This is a genomic window from Aestuariivirga sp., assembly GCF_047600585.1.
In the GTDB taxonomy this organism is placed as follows: domain Bacteria; phylum Pseudomonadota; class Alphaproteobacteria; order Rhizobiales; family Aestuariivirgaceae; genus Aestuariivirga.
On record NZ_JASGKP010000001.1, the window covers coordinates 969077 to 989456 of the forward strand.

General features: G+C 64.1%; 18 protein-coding genes. 12 read left to right on the plus strand and 6 right to left on the minus strand.

The annotated features are described in order from the left end of the window. The first annotated feature begins 2 nt into the window (after positions 1-2). The 6 genes from QM801_RS04585 to QM801_RS04610 all read left to right on the plus strand — a co-directional run bounded on the left by QM801_RS04585 (position 3) and on the right by QM801_RS04610 (position 7512). Complete coding sequence (locus QM801_RS04585; protein ID WP_415018034.1) at positions 3-989, plus strand: zinc-dependent alcohol dehydrogenase; 987 nt, start codon at positions 3-5, stop codon at positions 987-989. Further along, entirely contained in the window at positions 989-2050 is a 1062-nt protein-coding gene (locus QM801_RS04590) for an SDR family oxidoreductase (RefSeq protein WP_415018035.1), read from the plus strand. Before QM801_RS04585 ends, QM801_RS04590 begins: the two co-directional genes overlap by 1 nt. A 1-nt stretch (position 2051) precedes the next feature. Next, positions 2052-3077, plus strand: coding sequence for an ABC transporter permease (locus tag QM801_RS04595; RefSeq protein ID WP_415018036.1), 1026 nt, complete (start codon positions 2052-2054; stop codon positions 3075-3077). Continuing rightward, positions 3074-4141 carry a substrate-binding domain-containing protein gene (locus QM801_RS04600; RefSeq protein WP_415018037.1) on the plus strand — a complete coding sequence of 356 codons (1068 nt, stop codon included), beginning with the start codon at positions 3074-3076 and terminating at the stop codon, positions 4139-4141. Before QM801_RS04595 ends, QM801_RS04600 begins: the two co-directional genes overlap by 4 nt. A gap of 68 nt (positions 4142-4209) precedes the next feature. After that, positions 4210-6711 carry an ATP-binding cassette domain-containing protein gene (locus QM801_RS04605; protein WP_415018038.1) on the plus strand — a complete coding sequence of 834 codons (2502 nt, stop codon included), beginning with the start codon at positions 4210-4212 and terminating at the stop codon, positions 6709-6711. Positions 6712-6729: 18 nt separating this feature from the next. Further along, positions 6730-7512, plus strand: coding sequence for a glucose 1-dehydrogenase (locus QM801_RS04610; RefSeq protein ID WP_415018039.1), 783 nt, complete (start codon positions 6730-6732; stop codon positions 7510-7512). A 3-nt stretch (positions 7513-7515) separates the two neighbouring features. Here the strand turns inward: QM801_RS04610 and QM801_RS04615 are convergent, their stop codons facing one another. Continuing rightward, positions 7516-9219, minus strand: coding sequence for an extracellular solute-binding protein (locus QM801_RS04615; RefSeq protein WP_415018040.1), 1704 nt, complete (start codon positions 9217-9219; stop codon positions 7516-7518). A gap of 78 nt (positions 9220-9297) precedes the next feature. On the opposite strand from QM801_RS04615, the gene QM801_RS04620 reads away from it, so the two are divergent. Then, on the plus strand, positions 9298-9810 hold the full coding sequence (locus QM801_RS04620) for a VOC family protein (RefSeq protein ID WP_415018041.1): 513 nt from the start codon (positions 9298-9300) through the stop codon (positions 9808-9810). A gap of 15 nt (positions 9811-9825) precedes the next feature. Here QM801_RS04620 and QM801_RS04625 read toward each other — a convergent pair whose 3' ends face one another. Beyond that, on the minus strand, positions 9826-11367 hold the full coding sequence (locus QM801_RS04625; RefSeq protein ID WP_415018042.1) for a hypothetical protein: 1542 nt from the start codon (positions 11365-11367) through the stop codon (positions 9826-9828). Between the two features lie 303 nt (positions 11368-11670). Between QM801_RS04625 and QM801_RS04630 the strand changes: the two genes are divergently transcribed. Next, a complete protein-coding gene (locus tag QM801_RS04630) occupies positions 11671-13302 on the plus strand; it encodes an ATP-binding cassette domain-containing protein (protein WP_415018043.1) in 1632 nt (543 codons plus the stop codon). A 6-nt stretch (positions 13303-13308) separates the two neighbouring features. Further along, positions 13309-14475 carry a glycosyltransferase family 4 protein gene (locus tag QM801_RS04635; RefSeq protein WP_415018044.1) on the plus strand — a complete coding sequence of 389 codons (1167 nt, stop codon included), beginning with the start codon at positions 13309-13311 and terminating at the stop codon, positions 14473-14475. On the opposite strand, the gene QM801_RS04640 is transcribed toward QM801_RS04635, so the two are convergent. Continuing rightward, positions 14418-15389 (minus strand): hypothetical protein, encoded by a 972-nt coding sequence (locus tag QM801_RS04640; protein WP_415018045.1) that lies wholly within the window; start codon positions 15387-15389, stop codon positions 14418-14420. The genes QM801_RS04635 and QM801_RS04640 overlap by 58 nt on opposite strands. 90 nt (positions 15390-15479) lie before the next feature. On the opposite strand from QM801_RS04640, the gene QM801_RS04645 reads away from it, so the two are divergent. The 3 genes from QM801_RS04645 to QM801_RS04655 are packed head-to-tail and all read left to right on the plus strand — an operon-like array spanning position 15480 to position 18209. After that, on the plus strand, positions 15480-17045 hold the full coding sequence (locus QM801_RS04645; RefSeq protein ID WP_415018046.1) for a xylulokinase: 1566 nt from the start codon (positions 15480-15482) through the stop codon (positions 17043-17045). Beyond that, positions 17038-17670 (plus strand): CDP-alcohol phosphatidyltransferase family protein, encoded by a 633-nt coding sequence (locus QM801_RS04650; protein ID WP_415018047.1) that lies wholly within the window; start codon positions 17038-17040, stop codon positions 17668-17670. Before QM801_RS04645 ends, QM801_RS04650 begins: the two co-directional genes overlap by 8 nt. Further along, positions 17670-18209, plus strand: coding sequence for a DUF4833 domain-containing protein (locus QM801_RS04655; RefSeq protein WP_415018048.1), 540 nt, complete (start codon positions 17670-17672; stop codon positions 18207-18209). The genes QM801_RS04650 and QM801_RS04655 overlap by 1 nt, the downstream gene beginning before the upstream one ends. On the opposite strand, the gene QM801_RS04660 is transcribed toward QM801_RS04655, so the two are convergent. Genes QM801_RS04660 through QM801_RS04670 form a run of 3 tightly spaced genes read right to left on the minus strand, consistent with a single transcriptional unit; the run spans position 18199 to position 20374 of the window. Continuing rightward, complete coding sequence (locus tag QM801_RS04660; RefSeq protein WP_415018049.1) at positions 18199-18690, minus strand: phosphatidylglycerophosphatase A; 492 nt, start codon at positions 18688-18690, stop codon at positions 18199-18201. The two genes, QM801_RS04655 and QM801_RS04660, sit on opposite strands and share 11 nt — an antisense overlap. After that, positions 18687-19565: a phosphatidate cytidylyltransferase gene (locus QM801_RS04665; RefSeq protein WP_415018050.1), complete on the minus strand. Its 879-nt coding sequence runs from the start codon at positions 19563-19565 to the stop codon at positions 18687-18689. The genes QM801_RS04660 and QM801_RS04665 overlap by 4 nt, the downstream gene beginning before the upstream one ends. Continuing rightward, complete coding sequence (locus QM801_RS04670; RefSeq protein ID WP_415018051.1) at positions 19565-20374, minus strand: SDR family oxidoreductase; 810 nt, start codon at positions 20372-20374, stop codon at positions 19565-19567. Before QM801_RS04670 ends, QM801_RS04665 begins: the two co-directional genes overlap by 1 nt. Positions 20375-20380 lie beyond the last annotated feature (6 nt).

Sequence of the window (20380 nt, forward strand, 5' to 3'; positions counted from 1 at the left end):
TCATGAAAGCGCTGATTTTCGAAACGCCGAACAAGCCCGTGATCGCCGACGTGCCGATGCCGTCGATCAAGGACACGGAAGTGATGGTCAAGACCCGCACCGTCGGCATCTGCCACTCGGACTACGAGCTGCTGGCCGGCCGCTACATCATCCCGATCTCCTATCCGGTGACGCCGGGCCATGAATGGTGCGGCGAGATCGTCGAAGTCGGCAAAGCGGTGAAGAACTTCAAGGTGGGTGACCGCGTCGTCGGCGAATGCGTCGTCCGGACGCCGGAGCGCCTGCACCACTTCGGCTTCTCCATGGATGGCGCCGACCGCGAATACTTCAACGTCAATCCCGATTGGCTGCACAAGCTGCCGGACTCGGTTGACGACATGCGCGGCTCGCTGATCGAGCCCTTCACCTGCGGCTTCTATGCCGTGCTGCGTTCGGGCGGCACGAATGCGTCTGAGACCGTCGTCGTCTCGGGCGGCGGAACCATCGGCCTCGTCACCGCCGCTGCGGCCCTTGGCATGGGGGCCCGCGTCATCGTGGCCGATCCGATCCCGCGCCGCCGCGAGATCGCCCAGAAGCTCGGCGCCGAAGCCATCGACCCCACCAACAATGGCCCCGAGCAGGTGATGCAAATGACGGGCGGGAAGGGCGCTGACCTCGTGGTCGAATGCGCTGGCCACGATGCCTCCATCGCCTCGGTCTTCGACTATGCCTGCCAGGACGGCCGCATCTCCATGGTCGGCATCAACATCGGCCGCAAGATCGCCTCCAACATGGGGCTGATGCAGCTCAAGAACCTGACGATTCGTGGCTGCATCGGTTCGCCCGGGGTGTGGCCTGCCGCCATCCGCTTCCTCGAGAAGACCGGCATCGATCTTTCTCCCATCCAGACCCACAAGTTCTCCCTCACCGACGCGGTGAAGGGCTTCGAGCTGGGGCAGGACCCCAAGGCCTGCATCAAGATCACGCTCACCACGGGAGCGAAGCACTGATGGCCCGCCATGCGCTCATCGCCGGTGTCTCCGGCATCATCGGCCGCCATCTGGCCGAACATCTCACCGCCACCAAAGGCTGGTCGGTGACAGGCATCTCCCGCCACAAGCACGACCTGCCGAAGCGAGTGAAGCACGTCGCCGTGGACCTCACCGATGAGGATGCAGTGAAGGCTGCCCTCAAGCGCGTGAACCCCACGGATGTGTTCATCACCACGTGGCTGCGCCAGCCGACGGAAGCGGAGAACTGCCGGGTGAACGCCGGCATGGTGCGCAATCTTCTCGCCGCCGTGGAAGGAAAGAAGATCAAGCACGTGGCGCTGGTCACGGGCCTCAAGCACTACATGGGTCCGTTCGAAGCCTACGCCAAGACCAAGATGGTGACGCCCTTCCGCGAGGAGCAGCCGCGGCTTCCCTACCAGAACTTCTACTATGACCAGGAAGACGAGCTGTATGCCGCCGCCGAGAAGCAGGGCTTCTCGTGGTCAGTGCATCGCCCGCATACGCTGATCGGCTACACCGTCGGCAACCAGATGAACATGGCGGCCACACTCGGTGCCTATGCCGCCATCTGCAAGGAAACGGGCCGCCCCTTCGTGTTTCCGGGATCGCCGCAGCAGTACGAGGCCGTGGTGGACATCACCGATGGCCGCATCATTGCCAAGCACCTGCTGTGGGCGGCGACCAAGCCCGCAGCCCGCAACGAGGCCTTCAACATCGTCAACGGCGAAGTCTTCCGCTGGAACTGGATGTGGCCGAAGCTGGCCGCCCATCTCGGTATTGCCGCCGCCGAATACCCGGGCCACGCGCAGCCGCTCGAGAAGCAGATGGCGGGCATGGAGCCGGTCTGGGACAAGATCGTCGCCAAGCATGGCCTGCAGAAGAACGCACTCACCTCGGTTGCCTCGTGGTGGCATTCGGATGCCGATCTCGGCCGCATCATCGAGAACTTCACCGACATGACCAAGAGCCGCGACAAGGGCTTCACCGCCTATCAGAACTCGGTTGAATCCTTCACCGACGCATTCGATCGCCTGCGCGCAGCGAAGGTTCTGCCCTGACATGAGCCAGACCTACCAGGCCTCTCCACCGTCACCGCAGGTCCCCGGCCTGCTGCAGATGACTGTTGCGAAGAGCTTCCTGACGGTCGTGATCTGCACCGTGGCGCTGCTCATTGTCTGTGCCATCTTCGCGCCTTCGAGCATCTCCCTTGGTGCGCTCGCCGGAAGCCTGCCGTTTGCCGCGGTGATCGCCATCGTCGGCCTCGGCCAGCTTCTGGTGGTGCAGCAGGGCGGTTTCGACCTGTCGCTCGCGGGCGCTGTCTCGCTGGCGGTGGTCACGTCCACCCACGAGGCCCATCAGGACAACGCCCAGCTTCTTTATGCGGTGTCGCTGGCGGTGAGCTTCGCACTGGCGGCGGGCGTGGTGAACGGCATTCTTGTCGCTTTCTTCCGGCTCAACGCCATCATCGCCACCATCGGCATGAATGCGCTGCTCTATGGCGGCGTCTTCGCGATCTGTGGCGGCACGCCGTCGATCACCACCGACCTTCTTGCCGAAATCGCCAACGGCGAAACCTTCGGCCTGCCGCACTCGGTGTACTTCGCCTTGCTGGCGCTGCTTGTCGTCTCGTTCATTCTGAAGAAGACTGTGCCTGGCCGCCGCTTCGAGGCGATCGGCGCCAATCCGCTGGCGGCGCGGGCCGTGGGCCTGCGTGTCCGCCTCCATCAGATGATGGCCTATGTCTACGCGCAGCTTCTCTATTGCCTCGCCGGCGTCCTGATCGGCGGTATCACGCGTGAACCGACCGCCTTCCAGGGCGACACGCTGCTGCTGCCGTCGGTTGCGGTTGTCGTGCTCGGCGGCACGTCGCTCCTCGGCGGGCGCGGCTACCCGATCTCGACGGTCATTGCCGCATTCTTTTTGAACCAATTGAGCCAGTTCGCACTCTCGGTAGGGGTGCCGTACTCGGCTCAGACCATCATCCAGGCGTTGGCCTTGGGTTTTGGCATTGGCGTTTACTCGATGAAGTGGTCGGTGAACGCGATTACCCAAAGCAAGCTACCGAAAACGGAGGAAAAGAAATGACACTGTCTCTCAAGCAGACGTTGACCGCCGCTGCCACCACCATGGCACTGGCGCTGGGCTGTTCCGGACTTGCGAAGGCTGAAGTGCCCTCGTGGTGCGGCCCGAAGAAGGCGAGCATCGCGCTTCTCGACGGATACGGCGGCAACTCCTGGCGCCAGGTGACCACCGCATCCGCCAAGCAGACGGTTTCGCTCTGCCCCAGCATCACCAAGTATGAGTATGCTGACGGCAACGGCGACCTGAACAAGTCGATCTCGGACATCAAGGGCATGGCCGCCAAGGGCATCGACGCGCTCGTCGTCTTCGGTGACGCCGGCCCCGCCGTTCTCCCTGCCATCAAGAGCGTCTTCAAGAAGGGCAAGGTGATCGTGCCGTACCGCGTTGAAGTGGGCGGCAAGGAAGGCAAGGACTACACCAAGTTCGTCGGCGCCTCCTTCGTCGATGACGGCGTGTCGTGGGGCAATTTCATCAAGAGCATCCTGCCCAAGGGCGGCAACATGCTGTTCCTCTCCGGTCCCGCCGGCAACAGCCAGGGCCTGGACGAGCTGAAGGGCCTGAAGTCGGTTCTGGGTCCGGAATACAAATTCCTGAACCCCGAGCCCTTCGCCGTCACCAACTGGGACCCGGCGCTGACGCAGAAGGTTCTCACCGCCGAAATCGCCAAGAACCCGCAGATCGACGTGATCATCTCGGACTTCGGCCCGTCGCTGGTGGGCGCACTGCCGCTCTTCAACAAGTCCGGCCGTTCGATCCCGGCACTCGCCACCTCTGACGGCAACTCGCTGGGCTGCTTCTGGACCGACAACCAGAACGACCAGAACAAGGACTTCAAGCTCTTCACCGTGGCAACGGGCAACGACAACGCCCGCCTCGCCGTGATGTGGGCGGTTGCCAAGGCAACCGGCGGCAAGGAACCCACCGAGACCATCTTCAAGGCGCCGAACTTCGAAAACTCGGTGACCGGCCAGCCCAACAAGGTGCAGTGCCGCAAGGACCTGCCGGGCGCCATCTACCTGTCCTCGCAGCTTCCCGCTGAAGAACAGGCCAAGGCCGTCGGACAGTAACGACACAACAGACACCCCGGACATGACGCATGCCCGGGGTGTCGATTCAGATGGGGAAGGCAGGCTTCGTGGCTGACAACGCAAAGGGCAGGGGGACGCAAGGGACCGGGGCATCGCCGCATGGCGACGTCACCATCCGGCTGTCCAACATCTCGAAGTTCTATTCGGGTGTGCCGGCGCTGCGCGATGTCAGCGTCGAGTTCTATGCGGGCGAGGTTCACGCCATCCTCGGCGAAAACGGCGCCGGCAAGTCCACCATGATGAACGTGATCTGCGGCGCGATCCAGCCGGAGCAGGGCGAGATCCTGTTCCAGGGCGAGACGATCGGGCAGATGACGCCCGACCTCGCGAAGTCGCTGGGCATCGCCATTTCGTTCCAGCATCCCGCCGTGCTCGAAGATCTTTCGGTGCTGGAAAATCTTCAGGTCGCGCTTCCGGCCTCGGTGTTTGAGACGACAACGCCGCAGCAGATGCTGGATGCCGTCGGCCTCACCGTGCCGCTCAAGGCCCGCACCGATACGCTCTCGGTTGCCGAGAAGCATCTCCTCGAAATCGCCAAGGCGCTGGCCATCCGGCCCAAGGCGCTGATCCTCGACGAGCCCACCGCGCCCCTCGATCAGGACGCCACCGACATGCTGTTCGGCCGCATCCGCGAGGTGGTGAAGAAGGGCACCGCAGTCATCTACATCACCCACCGCCTTGCCGAAATCCGCCAGATCGCGCAGCGCGTCTCGGTGATGCGCGACGGCAAGTGCCGCGGCACCAGCCTCGTCTCCGATGTCAGCGACGAGGACTTGGTTTCGCTGATCGTCGGCCGCTCGCTCGGCATGGCTTTCCCGCCCAAGCATCCTGAAACGGGCGGCGAGGTGATCCTCTCGGTCAAGAACCTGAGCGGCAAGGGCTTCAAGGACATTTCCTTCGATTGCGCCCGCGGCCAGATCATCGGCGTCGCCGGTGTCGCGGGGAACGGCCAGACCGAACTGATGAAGGGCCTGGCGGGACTTCATCCCACGGAAGGACAGATCATCCTTCGCGGCAAGACGCTCGGCCATGGTGAAGCCCTGCAGCATGCGGCCTTCATGCCCTCCGACCGCCACATGGAAGGCCTCGCATCGGGCCTGACGGTGCGAGAGAACGCCACCTTCGCCGCGCTCGAGAAGTTTGCGCGCTTCGGCATCATGAACTGGGCGCGCGAGTTCCGTCAGGTCTCCGCCACATTCTCGTCGCTCGCCGTGAAGGCGCCCAGCATCGAGGCGCCCATCCTGTCGCTCTCCGGCGGCAACCAGCAGAAGATCGTGATGACACGCGCGCTCCTCTCGGAGCCGGGCCTGATCGTGGCCGACGAGCCGACGCAGGGCGTGGACGTGGGCGCACGCGCCGAAATCTACCGCATCCTGCGCGAAGTCTCGAACGCGGGCACGCCCGTAATCGTCAATTCCTCCGACGCCGCCGAACTGGAAGGCCTGTGTGACAAGGTGATCGTCATGTCGCGCGGCCGCCTGGCCGAAACGCTCGACGGCGAGAATGTCACCGAGCCCAAGATCGTCGAAGCGGCAGTGAGCGCCAGCCACCACGGTGAAGGCGGCCTGCAGGAGCGGGCCGGGCAGGGCTGGTGGAAGCATTTCGCCCAGAGCGACAACGCGCCCACCATTCCGCTTCTTCTCGTGATAGCGGCGCTGGCGCTCTACGTGAACGCGCAGAACGAAAACTTCCTCGATCCCGACAACATCGCCGACATGCTGACGCTGGCAGCCCAGATCGGCTTCATCGCGCTCGGCCAGACGGTTGCCATGCTGATGGCGGGGATCGATCTCTCGGTCGGGCCGCTGGCCGGCTTCCTCGTCGTCGTGGCATCGTTCTACATCAACGACGACCAGTCCACCGCCACACTGCTCATGGGCTTCGTGCTGATGTTCGTGAGCGCCACGGCGGTCGGCCTGTTGAACGGCGTCCTCATACGCTTCGGAAACTTCACCGCCATTGCTGCCACCATGGCGGTCTACATGGGTCTGCAGGGTGCATCATTCTTGCTGCGCGAGTCGCCCGATGGCTACATCAACAGCGATGTCAGCGACTGGATCACCTGGAAGATCGGGGCGTTCCCCGTGGCCTTCATCGCGCTCGCCGCCTTCGCGATCATCGGGGAATACGTGCTTCGGAAGACGCGCGCCGGCTGGCAGCACCGTGCCATCGGCTCGAGCGAGGAATCCGCCCGCCGCATCGGCATCCGCATCAACCGCAAGTTCGTGCTGGGTTATGTGCTGTGTTCGCTGCTCACCGCCTGTGGCGCTGTGTTGCTCATGGCGGAATGGGGCACAGGCGATCCGCGTCAGGGCGCGCCGCTCACGCTCTCCAGCATCACCGCCGTGGTGCTCGGTGGCACCTCGCTCCGCGGCGGGCGCGGCACCTTCATCGGAACGGTGCTGGGTGCCGTGTTGCTGTCGGAAGTGCTGAAGGCGGTGGTCTTCCTCGATCTCACGCAAACCTATCAATACGTTTTCCAGGGCGCGCTCATTGTTGCAGCGGCGCTGATCTACTCGCTTGCCCGCGGCCGCTCCGGCCAGGGCTAATCACACGGGAGTGAGACCATGCGGTTGAAGGACAAGGTCATCATGATCACGGGCGGCGCGCAGGGCTTGGGCGAAGGCATCGCCCAGCGGCTTGCGGCGGAAGGTGGCGCCATCGTGATCGCCGACATGAACGGCGAGAAGGCGGAGGCCGTCGCGAAGGATTTGAAAGGCAAGGGCCATCGGGCGCTTGCGGTCACCGTCGATGTGGCGGAGCGCGGGCAAGTGCAGGCGGCGATCAGGAAAGCGGTCGACAGCTTCGGCAAGCTGGACGTGATGTTCAACAACGCCGGCTTCAACAAGCCCCTGCCGTTCATGGATGTGGACGAGAAGAACTTCAACAGCATCATGCGGGTGAATGCCTGGGGCGTGATGGTGTGCACGCAGGAAGCGGCCCGCCAGATGATGGCGCAGGGCCACGGCGGCAAGATCATCAACACCGCCTCGATTGCAGGCCGCCAGGGCTATGCGGAGTTCGCACCCTATTGCGCCAGCAAGGCCTCGGTGATCTCGCTCACGCAAGCCAGCGCCCGTGAGTTCGCCAAGCACAAGATCACGGTCAATGCCTTTGCCCCCGGCGTGGTGGTGACGCCGCTGTGGGACGGCCTCGAACAGGACATGATCGACAAGGGTGTGATCAAGAAGAAGGGCGAATTCATCGAAAGTTTCTCGTCCAGCATCCTGCTCGGTTTTCCCTCGAAGCCCGTCGATCTTGCCGGCATCGCGGCCTTCCTCGCCTCGCCGGATTCCGACTATATCACTGGGCAGGTGATCATGTCCGATGGCGGCATGATCCTCGTCTGAGGCTCAGTAGTAGCCTGCCGCCCGCATGGCCGCGTCGATGCGGTTCTGGCTGCGGCTCAGGGCCTGCTCGTCGGAACAGTCGCCGTTCAGTGCCGAGAAGATTTCCTCGCCGAGGATTTCCTCGATGACGTGATACTCGCGCACCGGCGGCCGCTGCCAGTTCTGGATGCGGTTCTGCTTGGCGAGCTTGTCCACGAAACTCACGATGGGTGTACTGGCGGCGGCTTCCGGGTCGGCGCTCACCGAAAAGCGCGGTGCGGCCGGGATGCCGTTCTTCACGTGCTCCTTCATGGCGGCGGGGGAGGCCATCCACGAGATCGCTTCAAAGGCGAGATGCGCCCGCTCGGGCGGAAGCGAAGCCGGCACGGCGAGCAGGAAGCCGCCGATGGGCGAAACACTGGAGCCGCCCGGCCCGGCGGGATGGGGCAGGTAGGTGACCTTGCGTTTCACCACGGAATGGATGTCGTATTCGAAGCGGGCGGCGCGCATGGTCCAGCAGTAGATCATCGCCGCCTGTCCGCCCATGAAGTATTCGAGCGCGCGATTCCAGTCGATGGAGAGGATGTCCGGCGGTGAATAAGCCAGCAGCTCGTGCATGTATTTCAGGGTCTGGCGGCCCGCTTCGCTGAGGATCTGCGGGCGCATGGCCTCGTCCTTGATGCGGCTGTAGTCAAGATGGAGGCGCGGCGTGGGAATGCTGATCACCGGGCTGCCGCAATCGCCCATGAAGAACATGAAGGAGTGCGACACGGGCATGCCGCGCGCCGCATTCCAGACCACGCCATGCATGCCGCGCTTGGGATTGTGCAGGGCCTTGGCGGCTTGGATCACCTTCTCGAAGTTGGTGGGGTGAGGGATCTTGCGCGCCTCGAACAGGTCCTTGCGGAGCGACAGGGCCTCGATGGTGCAGTAGATGGGAATGCCATAGTGCGTCTTGTCCCAGCTTCCGGTGGCCCAGATGGCGGGATGGAAGTCCATCGGGTTGATGCTGCTCGCCTTCAGGTGCTGGGTGAGGGGCTGGGCCACGTTGTTTGCCACGCATTCGCCGAGCCACGGCATGTTGATGGCGATCACGTCATACTTGCTCTCCTTGCGGGCGGCGTTGGCGAAGACCTCGGCCCGGAGCTCCGGCAGGTTCATGAGCGTGAAGTTCTTGCGGGCCGAAAGCTTGCTGCGGAAGTCCGACCACATGTCGCGCATGCTGGCGAAATAGTTGTCGTCATGGAGGAGGAAGCGCAGGTCCATGCCGGCTTCCGCCTTTTTCTCCATGATTTCCAAGGGCGGAATGATCTGCCCGGCAAAGTAGGAGCCGCCGAAGTAGTAGTCGTCGGCATCGCCGGTGCCGCTGCGGAGGCCGAAGGTGTCGGCGAGCAGGGCCTTCACCCGTGCGGCGTATTCGGTAAAGCTGATGACCAGTTTGCGGCTTGGTTCCAGGTAGTGGGACTTGCCGGTCGACCCCCGGCGGCGGAGCTGGATGTCTCCCTTCTCGATGAGCTGGTGGATGCGCCGCATGGCGGTGGCGAAGGGAATGTCGGCGGCGGAGGCCAGCGACGACATGGTCACGTTCTCGCCCCGGAGGTGATGCTTCATCAGGTAGAGGACGATGTTCCAGTGCGGGTCGGGCTCCGCCGTCCGCAGCAGGTCGTCATAGGGTTTCCGCATGCGCTCCAGGAATGTGATGATGCGCAAAAGTTCGTATTCCGTCATGTCCGGCAGTTGCGCAAATCCCGAAGGAATGGTCAAGTATCGGGCGTAAATTGGGCCTCAAGACCCGGGGAGGATCACATGGCAGAAACAGTTCTCGGAATGCATCATATCGGCATCACGGTGCCGGACATCGAAGAGGGGATCGCCTTCTTCAAGAAGGTTTTCGGCGCGGTCGAGGTGTTCCACACCGGGCCGTTCGACGTTGATGACGCCTTCATGAAGGGCAAGCTGGGGGCCGCCCCGAACTCGCGCATCAAGGACCTGGTCTTCCTGCGCTGCGGCAACGGCACCAGCGTCGAACTGTTCGAATACGAGGGCGAAGACAAGAAGGCGCCGCAGAAGCGTTCCTCGGAAGTGGGTGGCTCGCACATCTGCTTCGAGGTCGAGGACGTGTTCGCCTCGGCCAAGCGGCTGAAGGAGATGGGCGTCGAGATGCTCGATGGCCCCAACGTGGTCGATGCCGGTCCGCTCGAAGGCTTCAAGTGGGTGTACTTCCGCGCGCCCTGGGGCCAGATCCTCGAGATCGCCAGCTTCGACAAGCTCGGCTATGAGAAGACCTCGCCCCACCGTCTCTGGCGCGCCAAGCAGTAGCCGACCAATGCTCCGTTAGCGTACGCGGTCCCGCACGTCATAGGCCATGAGGTCGCCGCAGCGCGAAACATGATGAGTGTTCAATTCATGCACCAGCAGCGGAAGGCCGGGAATGCCCTCCGTCTGCACCTCGCGGAAGCGTTTCGGGTCAAGCTCGGTGATTTCCATGGCGCGGGCCCCCTCGCCGTAGTGGCGGGGGTTGTGCTGCATGATGCGGTAGAGTGAGCCGAAGGACTCGCGCAGATAGCCGGCATTCCGTCCGGTGCCGTTCGGCGCGTCGGCGTATTTGCGGGCGGCATTTTGCGGATGGGGCGTGAAGGTGCCGGTGAGCAGGTCACGGGTCGCGTGGATTTCGAGATGGAAGCGCCCGTCGTGCCCACGCACCGAGGTGAACAGCCACCACAGGCGGCGGTGGTGAACTACCATGCTGTCCACCGCCTCGATCCCGTACATCAGGCGGCGGCGCAGCGTCCATTGTACTGGCCACGTCTCGCAGACATAGAGATCGATCGAGCGCTGCTCGTGCGTCTCGGGGATCATGTGGGGCACGCCGCCCAATTCAAAGATGAAGGGATAGGACGCGTGCGAGGTGATGCGGCCGCGAAAGGGCGGTGAGGAGAGCGGCGTGGCCGGGCCTGGTTCAAGGTCCTTCGACAGAGGCATGACCACCAGCCGTCCCTTGTCCTCGGCATATTCGAACTCTTCCATGAAGAGCGCGCTTTCGCCCTTGTGCGTCCAGACGCAGGGATCGGCATAGTAGCCATAGGGTGGTGAGGCGATCGTCCGCGCCTCGCCGGTGGCGGTGTTGAGCACATGGACGGTGAAGTGCTCGCGGTACCATCGCCGTAAGCCGTCAATGCGCGTTGTGTCGAAATGCCGGATGCGGTGATAGAGCTGGTCCGCCCGCTTCCATGCAAAGCGGTGAAGGCGCACCGCAGGGTCCAGCCAGCGCGGCACACCCGGCGACACCTTGTTGCGGGTGGAGATTCCGCGAAAGGGCTGGTGCGAGCAGATGTCGATCTCGTCCTCGACGAGACTGATCTCGCCGCGGAATGCAGCTGTCAGCAGCAAACAGTTGAACAGCGATTGATCCTGCTTGTGGCAGGGTGCGGCATGGGGCGGCACGATGGCGTCGGGATCGAGCGCATGCCGCTTCCAGGCGCGCGCCAGTCGCACTGCGGCGGCATTCCCCGGATCGATGCCCACCTGGCCCGCGGCCCACTCGGACAGATGGCGCACCTCGAGCGGCACCTGCAGGCGCTCGAGAACACGCGGATCGCATTTCCGGTCGAGTGGCTCCTGGCTCTTCAGCGCCCAGATGCCGCGGCTGCGCAGGATTTCCAGTGGCCTCTCGAGATTGTCATGGAAGAGGGTGGCGCTGTCGAACCAGAACACCGGACCCTGCGCGCCATCGAGATTGTCGGCGAGGATGATGGGCTTCCAGGCATAGGACTCCGCGGCGAGGGCGACATGCGGCGGATAGGCCGCGAAGTCGAAGAGCGCGATCTCGCACCACGGAAACTTGCGCTGCAACTGGCGAATTTGGCGCGGCTCCATGCCCAAATCGTAGATGCGCCAACGGCAGGACTGCGACTCGCCGGTGCGATTGGCCGAGAGAAGGAATTGCCAGAGGCTGCGGAAGAACTCTGAGTCAGCGCCGGTCAGGATGAGGGGTGACTTCGGGCTTATTGGCGAAAAAGCGGGGCGTTCAATAGGTTCGGCCATCGTCGAAACGGATCGGTTTCTCAAAAACACATCGATCGGGCAGTTGGCCGCCATTGGTACCATCGCCGCCCGTCCCCCAGACCCGCTACAGTGGCCCCACCCTATATGGAAATTAGTCTCAGGCAGTTTGGTGTGATGCTTCGCTTTCTGTGGGCGCATGGCCCGCCGAAGCTGAAGTTCGTGCTGCTGCCGCTCGCCGCGTTGGCGGGCTTCTCGCGGGATTACGTGATGATCGTGGTCAACAAGGCTGCCGCTGCGCCGCTCGACGTGGCGCTGTCATTCTGGCTTCCGCTTTTTGTCCTGGCCTTTGCAGTGGTGATCGGCACCACCTATTTCTACCAGATCACCACGGTGATGGTGACGACCCATGTCACCAACACGGTCCGCATGGACCTGATCCGGGGGCTGATGAAGGCGCAGCCCAACTTCCTTGACCGGCAACAGCACGGCGGCATCTATCACATCCTCACCACCGATGTGACGACGGTCTCCGGCTTCACCTCGACCATCCTCGGGCTCTTGCCCTCCGCCGTGTTCCTCAGCATCGCGATCCCGCAGCTCTTCTATTATTCACTGGTGGCGGGGCTCTTCACCTCGCTCGTCATGATTGGCGGCATTCTCAGCTACTATCTGCAGCAGAAGGCGATGGCCCGCCTCAATAACGATGCCCGCGCGCTGGAGGTTGCCTATTTCGAGCGCGTTTCGGAAATGCTGAAGGGCTTCCGCGAACTCCGGCTCCACATTCCCCGCCGCGACAGCTTTGCCGCGGCGACCGCCCATGTGTTGCATCTGCTCCGCGAGACCATGATCAAGGTGAACCGCATCTACGAGGGTGGCGAGAGTGTCGTTCATGCCCTCAAGTTCATGCTCTTCGGGGGCATCGTTTTCCTTGTGCCGTTCTATGGCAAGGTCGACATGGCGACGACCTTCCAGGTACTGACGCTGGTACTCTTCTCGCTCACGCCTTTCGAGCAGATCGTGGCGAGCTATCCGTCGGTGATCGGCACGCTCGTCTGCTTCGCGCGCATTTCCGAACTGGCGGGCAAGCTGGACCGCTTCCGGCGTTTCTCCGAAGTGCTGCAGCCTGAGCCAAAGCCCTTCCACACCATCTCGCTTGTCTCCGCATCCGCCATTCACGACTCGCGGGAGACGAGCAGCTTCGTGCTCGGCCCCGTCGACTTCGAGCTCAGGGCGGGCGAGATCGTCTTCCTCGTCGGCAACAACGGGTCGGGCAAGACCACCTTCATGAACGTGATGGCGGGCCTTCTCGACCTCCGCGACGGCGCCATCAGCGTCGATGGCGTCGTACAGACGCCGGAGACCATGGCGGAATACCGCTCGCATGTCTCCGCCATCTTCTCGCAGTTCCACGTCTTCAAGCAGTTGCACGGGCTCGAGCACGTGCCGGACGTGGAAGCTGACGCCGCCATCGAGAAGGTCGGGCTGTCCGGCATCACCGGCCTCACGAAGGGCGAGGTGACGCGGCTCGATCTTTCTGCCGGGCAGCGGCGGCGGCTGGCGCTGGCCATTGCGCTGCTGGAGGACCGCGATTTCCTCATCCTTGATGAGTTCGTGGCCGACCAGGACCAGGGCCAGCGCGAGTTCTTTTTCCGCAGCCTGCTGCCCGAGCTGAAGGCGCGCGGCAAGACACTGCTCGTCTCCACCCATGACCTGCACTGGGCCGATTGCTGTGACCGGCTGATCCGCTTCGAGAGTGGCCGGCTTACCGAAGTGGCGGCGCCCGCCACGGCAGGCGAAGCCGCCTGACCCTTCGTGCGCATCGTGCAGATCAGCCCCTATGATCTCTCCCGTCACGGCGGGGTGCAGCAGCACGTGCTGTCGCTGGCGGCTGAGCTGCGCAGGCGCGGCCACAAGCTGCTGGTGATCGGCCCCGGGCGGGGTGTGGAGCAGGGGACAGACATTCTCTCGCTCGGCGCAACGCGAAAGGTCTCGGTGCTCGGCACGTCGTTTGAACTCACGCTGGCGACAGAGGAAGAACTGCGCGAGCTCGATGTGCGCCTCGCCGCCTTCCGTCCGGATGTCATGCACTACCATACGATCTGGGTGCCGCTCTTGCCGTGGCAGATCTTCCGGCGGAGTTCGGTGCCCGCTGTCGCAACCTTCCACGACACGCCGCCGCCAGGCGTTTCCGGCATGATTTTGCGGAGTCTTTTCAAGTTGTTGAGCGGGGCGGTTCTCAACCGGCTTGAAGGTGCGATTGCGGTTTCGCCCGCGCCGATGGGCCACCTGCGGCCGGGCAGACACGGTTGCCGCCCCGTCATTCTCCCGCCGGTGACAGATCTCGGCGATCTGCTAACCCTCGCCAAGCCCCGCACCCCCTTGCGCAAGACCGTCCTGTTCTTCGGCCGCCTTGAGCCGCGCAAGGGCATCGCCGTGTTGCTCCGCGCCTGGGACCTGCTGGCGACAGGGCTGGTGCCCCTGCCGCGCGGTGTCGTCCTGCCTCGTCTTGTCGTCGCCGGAAGCGGAGAACTGGAACCTCTTGTGCGGGCGGCACAACAGAATCTGGGAGAAGCAAACCTCAGCCATGTTCCGGCGCCGGACCGGGCCGGACTGCGCGCTCTTCTCGCGGAGGCTCATCTCGCCGTGGCGCCCGCGCTCTATGGGGAGAGCTTCGGCATCGTTCTGGCCGAGGCACTGGCGAGCGGCACGCCGGTGATTGCGGCGGCGAATGCCGGTTACGTTAATGTGCTGACGGGGCCGGGCGAAGCGCTGCTCGTGCCGCCGGGCGATGCTGAAGCACTTGCGCGCAGGATCAGCAGTCTTCTTGGGGATGGCACGCTCCATGCGGCGCTGAGCGATTGGGGCCGCGCCCACGCTGGGCAGTTTGATGTCGCCGCCATGGCCCCGGCCTTTGAGGCCGTCTATTCCGCCGCACTCGCTAGCCGCCGCTCGAAGCTGGAAGGCTCCGGCAGCAGATAGTCCAGCAGGCGGCGGACCATCGCCGTCGTGATCCGGCTGGGCTTCGGCCCGAAGTTGTCGTTGAGGGTAAGCCACTTCGGCTTGTCGAGATGGGCCATTGTCATGAAGAACAGTGTCGCGGGCCAGAAATCCTCGAGCGGAATATAGCCTGCCGTCTTCCGTGCCTTTGCGCGCGGCACAAGCACCGCCTTGCCCTCGGCGAGCAGGCACTGGGCATAGAGGAACTCGGGCGCCATGTTGCCTTCGCCACGGAAGCGGGACTGGATGGTGGCGTCGCGCACTTCCGGAAAGAAGTCGAGCGTCTCGGCCCAGCGGGTCTTGTCGATGAGAAGCGGGCTGTGGCCGCATTGCCGGCGCTGTGCGGCGCCGTATTTCCGGTCGAGCAGGCGCATGCTCTCCGCAAGCGCGAGGTTCCAGCCGCCGGACGTATCGGCATTGCGGATGTCTTCCCGCCGGGGCGCGACATGGCGCTCGGCAAAGACGCGCAGACGTCCGCTCCCGTCGAGGAAATCCTGCAGGGTGACCGGGGCCGCAAACACCATGTCGTCTTCGATGTAGAGGAAGCGCTGCGTCAGGTTCGGGATCAGATGCAGGTGGCTGATGATGGCGAGCGAGTTGAAGGTGGGCAGCGCCGAAGCCGGCATGACCTGATCGTGGTGCACCACCGAAATCTTCGGATGGGCCGTGTCGAGCCACGCCGGCACCTGCGGGCGGCAGGTGAGCAGATGGATATGGTTGACCCATGGCGCGAAACGCTCGAGCGAGCGCAGGCTGTAGCGCAGCGTCTCGAGTGTGTCGCGGGTGCGGGCGGGATCCCGGTCGCGCGGCTTGCGGGCATGCTGCGCCAGCTGGCCGGCGTAACCCGGCTGATGGTCGTCAACCCAAGTGTAAACGACGTCGATCGACTCGGTCATGTGATCTGTTCAAACTGAAACATCAGGTGTTTCAACGGCCTGAGATGCCAAATTGGCAAATTAGCTTAGCTCAAACTAGAGCCTCTGCCCATGGTGTTCAGCAAGCGTGATGTGATCGTGGCCGTCGATGTCGGGACGACGGGCCTCAGGGTTGGCCTCGTCCGTCCTGACCTCTCGATCGAAGCCGTTGCGGTGCAATCCTATCCCACCCGCTTTGCGGGGCCGGGCAAGGCCGAGCAGGACCCCCTGGACTGGTGGCGTGCGTTGCGGGCCGCCCTTGCCGAACTGCGCCAGACGGCAAGCGATCTCCCCAACCGGGCGGCGGCGCTGGTCATGGCAGCGCAGCTTTGCGGTGTCGTGCCCGTCGATGCAGAGGGAACGCCGTTGCGGCCCTGCCTGATCTGGCTCGACAAGCGCGCTTCCGCCGTCACACGGCGGGCGATGGGCGGCTTCCCTTCGGTGCTGGGCTATGGCGCCTTCAAGCTTCTGAGCTCGCTCTGGCTGACCAACGGTGCGCCCTCGCTCAACGGCATGGACCCGCCCGGCAAGATGATGTGGATCAGGGAGAACGAACCCGCCATCTGGAGCCGCACCCACAAGCTGCTCGACGTCAAGGATTGGCTGATCCACCGCGCCTGTGGCCGCTTCGTCACCACGGCCGATTCCGCCAACCTCACCTGGATGATGGACACGCGGCCCGGCCGATGCCGCTGGTCGCCTTTTCTCATGCAGCGCTTCGGTCTCTCTGAGGCGCTGCTGCCGGAGATCATGCCGGGCGATGCGGAGGTTGGCGGATTGACCGTGGCAGCGGCAAGCGATCTTGGCCTGCCGCAGGACCTTCCGGTGATCGCCGGCTGCGGTGATGTCTGTGCCGCGGCACTGGGCAGCGGGCAGGTGGCGGATGGTGCACTCCATCTTTCGCTCGGCACCAGTTCGTGGATCGGCGGCTTCTTTTCCTCGCGCCGCCTGAAAGCGAGCGAAGGCTATGCCACCATCCTCAGCCCGATCGGCAATCGGCCGCTGCTGATCGCTACGCAGGAGAGCGCAGGCTCCTGCCTCGACTGGTATGACAGCTTGGCCAACGGCGAGGCGCAGACGCGTCTCTTTCAGGCGGACCCCGGAGCCGCGCCGCCGCCGCTCTTCCTGCCATGGCTGGCGGGCGAGCGCGTGCCGGCCGACGATGAGCGCCTGCGCGGCGCGTTTCTCGGTCTCTCGCTGATGCATGATCCGCGCAGCCTTGCGCAGGCTGTGATCGAAGGCGTGGCGCTGAATACGCGCTGGGCCTACGGCTCGGTCGTGCAGCAGAAGGGGGCGCAGCGGGGCAAACGCCTCCGTGTGGTGGGTGGCGCCACCCAGAACCGCGCCTTGTGTCAGGCGCTCGCCGATTGTCTCGGCACGGAATTGTCCATCGGTCCGGAGGCGCGCTTTGCAGGGGTGCAGGGCGTGGCGGCGATTGCGGGCGCCCAACTTGGAGTCTTTGCCGATCCCTGGACAGCCGCTGCCTCGCTCGGCGCACGGGAGGAAGCGGTGTTCCGCCCCGACGCGGCGCGCAAGGCCTATTTCAAGCGGCGCTTCCAGCTCTTCCTGGATGCCTATCGCCGCACCGCGCCGTGGTTCCATTCCTTTTTCATGTCTGAGGCGTCGCGCCATGATTGACGGTCTGTTCAAGCGCCACATCGATCCCCTGTGGGAAGGGCTGGCGCGGCCCGTCGCCAGGGTGATGACCGCCAATCAGGTGACGCTGGCGGGTCTGCTGCTTGTGGCGCTTCTCTCCCTTGCCTTTGTCTACCACGGGTCCACCTTGTGGTTCGGCATTACATTGCTTTTCGCCTTCTCCGCCGACTCTCTCGATGGCGCGGTGGCGCGGCTCAGGGGCGAGTCCTCCCACTTCGGCGGCTATCTCGACGCCATGGTGGACCGCTATCAGGAACTCTTCGTGCTCGCCGCGGTGGCGCAGACGACCGGCCACTGGGCCGCGGCCTTTGCTGTTCTGTCGGGGGCCTATCTCACCAGCTATGCCAAGGCCCGCACGGCGATCGAGATGCCGGTCAGCAACACCGACTGGCCCGATCTGTTCGAGCGGCAGGAACGGATCATCTTCCTCTGCCTGCTGCTGATCGTGAACGGCGTCGCTGGCGCTCGCATCGATCCCTATGTCGATTTCATGGGCGCAGGTCTGTGGCTGATGGCGGTCCTCTGCCACGTCACGGCGCTGCAGCGCTTCTGGCGGGCCCGCGGCCTGCTGAAGCGCTTCAATGCGGCGCGGAGAGGAGACGGGTGATGTGGTGGCGGTCCTTCGTCCTGATGGCCGCGATGCTTGGAGAACTGGTGGGGGCCAGCGCAGGTGAACCCGGCAGCTTCGGCTATCCGGTCCCGCAGGAGCCCAATCAGGTTTTCTTCCTGCAACGCTCGATGAATTCCAACACCATCGTCTATGCCGCCAACATGGATGCGGCGGGAAAGCTCTCCCGCAGAGAACCCATCAAGGTCTACTGGCGGCGCTACAACGACAACGGCGAAAAGAAGAACCTCAGCTTCGCCGAGGACAGGTTCGCGTTCGGCGTGGTCGCCAAGCCCATGCCCGGTGAGGCCAATGCCTTCCGCATCATCATCCGCCCCTATCCCGATCGCAGCGCCGTGCTGCGGGTGGTCAATGGCAGGCCGCGCCTTGAAGCCAAGCTCCGCGGACAGGAGGTGCAGCTGATCTCCGCCTTCCTTCATCTGGAGGGCGAGGGCAGCATGCCCAAGGTCGCGAAGGTAGATGTGTGGGGCCGCTCATGGGCGACGGGCGAACTGGTTTCCGACTCGTTCAGCCCGTAAAGCCGTGGATCAGCCGGAGCAGCATGATCGATTGAAATGCCGCAATGCAATCGTCCAGCATCACTGCCGCACCCCCGGTGGCATAGACATCCGCCAACCGCACCGGCCAGGGCTTCACGATGTCGAAGACGCGGAAGGCGATGAAGGCGGCAAGCCACCATGGCCAGCTTTCAGGCACGGCCAGAAGCACCAGGAGCTGGCCCACCGTTTCATCCCACACCACTTGCGGGTGATCCTGCGCACCGAGGATGCGGCAGGCGCGGCCGCAAGCGATAGTGCCGATCATCGCCAAAACCGTGAGCACGGTAGTGCTTGCCGCCGGAGACCAGCTTTGCATGAACAGGAACAGCGGGAAGGCAAGGGCAGCGCCCACCGTGCCCGGCCACACCGGGCTCAAGCCTGCGCCGAACCCGAGGGCCACAAGGCAGGCCGGATACCGCAGATGGGCGAGTGTTGCGCGCGGCGGTGTGGCCTGCGTCATCCCAGTACCAGAACGGTGAAGACGGCGGCGGGTGCCGCCACGATCCAGGCGTCATAGATGTCGAGCAGTCCGCCCTGGCTCCTGAGGAGCGCGGGATAGTCCTTCACCCCGGCGCGCCGCTTGGCGGCGGAGGCCAGAAGATCGCCTGCGACGGCCGCGATGGTCGAGACAAGGGCGATTGCCATGACGGTTGGGGCGGGAAGGATGGTCATCATCGAAAGCGCGGCGCCAGCAAGCAGGGCGGCGGCAAGACCCACGCCAAATCCCTCCCAGGTTTTCTTCGGACTCAGCTTGGGCACCATGAGGTGACGGCCGAACAGCTTGCCGCCCAGCAGGGCAAAACTGTCGAAGACTTCGACGATGAGGAGCGAAAGGATGAAGACCGTACCTGTGTCCGGCTTGGTGGCGGCGAGGACGAAAAGCAGGAAGGGCAGGGTCGGGAAGAGGAGGGTGCGGAAGAGCCGGGACAGCGGTTTTGATGACATGGAGAAGCCGATGACGATTCCCGTCAGCATTCCCAAGAAAAGAAAAAACAGCATGAGCGTCGATGAGGTGATCCAGACCAACATCGCTGCCAACGCGAGGCTAAGTGCAGTGATGGCCCCAGCGAAGGAACTGTCCTGCCCACCATTCACCTTGCCGCTCTCGAAACCGAAGCGCGCTGCCGCCAGCAGCAGGGGAACCACCAGCAGGCTGTGGGGGAGAAGCCAGAGCAGCGTGCCTGCTCCGAGGATCGCCGCTTCGGAGACCATCAGCGGCCACAATTCCTTCACGCGAGAGCGGGTGTTCGGCAACAGCGACAGGACCCCCAACAAAACGCAGCCCGCAAGCCAGGCCCCACCCGCGATGACCGTAAGGAGACGGAGGTCGTCCATCACGCGTCGCCGCCGAAGCGCGAGACGAGCCAGTCCTGATAGGAGCGGACGAGCGGCGCAATCAGGCTGTGGGTGCGGCCCAGCACCTGCAGCTGCCAGCCGTAGGTGACGAGGAACCTGCCGCTCTCCGCTGCCCGGACGAGCTTTTCCGCCACGGCCTCGGCGGTGAGGATGTGGCCACTATCGGCGAGCTTGCTCGTCACCTTGGGCCGGGTGAGTAGTTCCTCGGCGTATTGCGGCGTATCCGTATCACCCGGGCAGACGAGGCTGACGCCGACGCCATGGGCCTTCAGTTCCACGCGCAGGGTTTCGGCGAGCGCCCGCACCGCGAATTTCGACGGGCCATAAGAGCCGTAACCGAAAAGACCGATGAAGGCCGCACCCGAGGCAATGAAGACGAGTCGGCCGCTCCGCTTCTCCGCCATTGCGGGAGTCACGGCCTTGGCGAAGTAGAGCGATCCCAGATAGTTGGTCTGGAGCTGCTCTTCATGCGCGGCAATCGATTGGCCGAGGAACGTGCCGGGACGGACGATGCCGGCCGACGCAATCGCCCAGGTGGGCGGGCCCAAGGCGGCGATGCATTCATCGACGACAATGCGCAGGCCTTCGGGATCGCGCACGTCACAGGGGAAGATGCCGATGCGTGCGCCCGCTGCCGCAAGTTCGGCCACGGCGGATTGCGCCTCCTTCAGCCGCTCCACATTCCGCGCAATGAGGCTGATCGACACGCCGCGCGTGGCGAGAAGCTTGGCCGTCGCCAGGCCGATGCCGCTGCTGCCGCCGGTGATGATCGCGTGCCCCGTCGCCATGCCTTG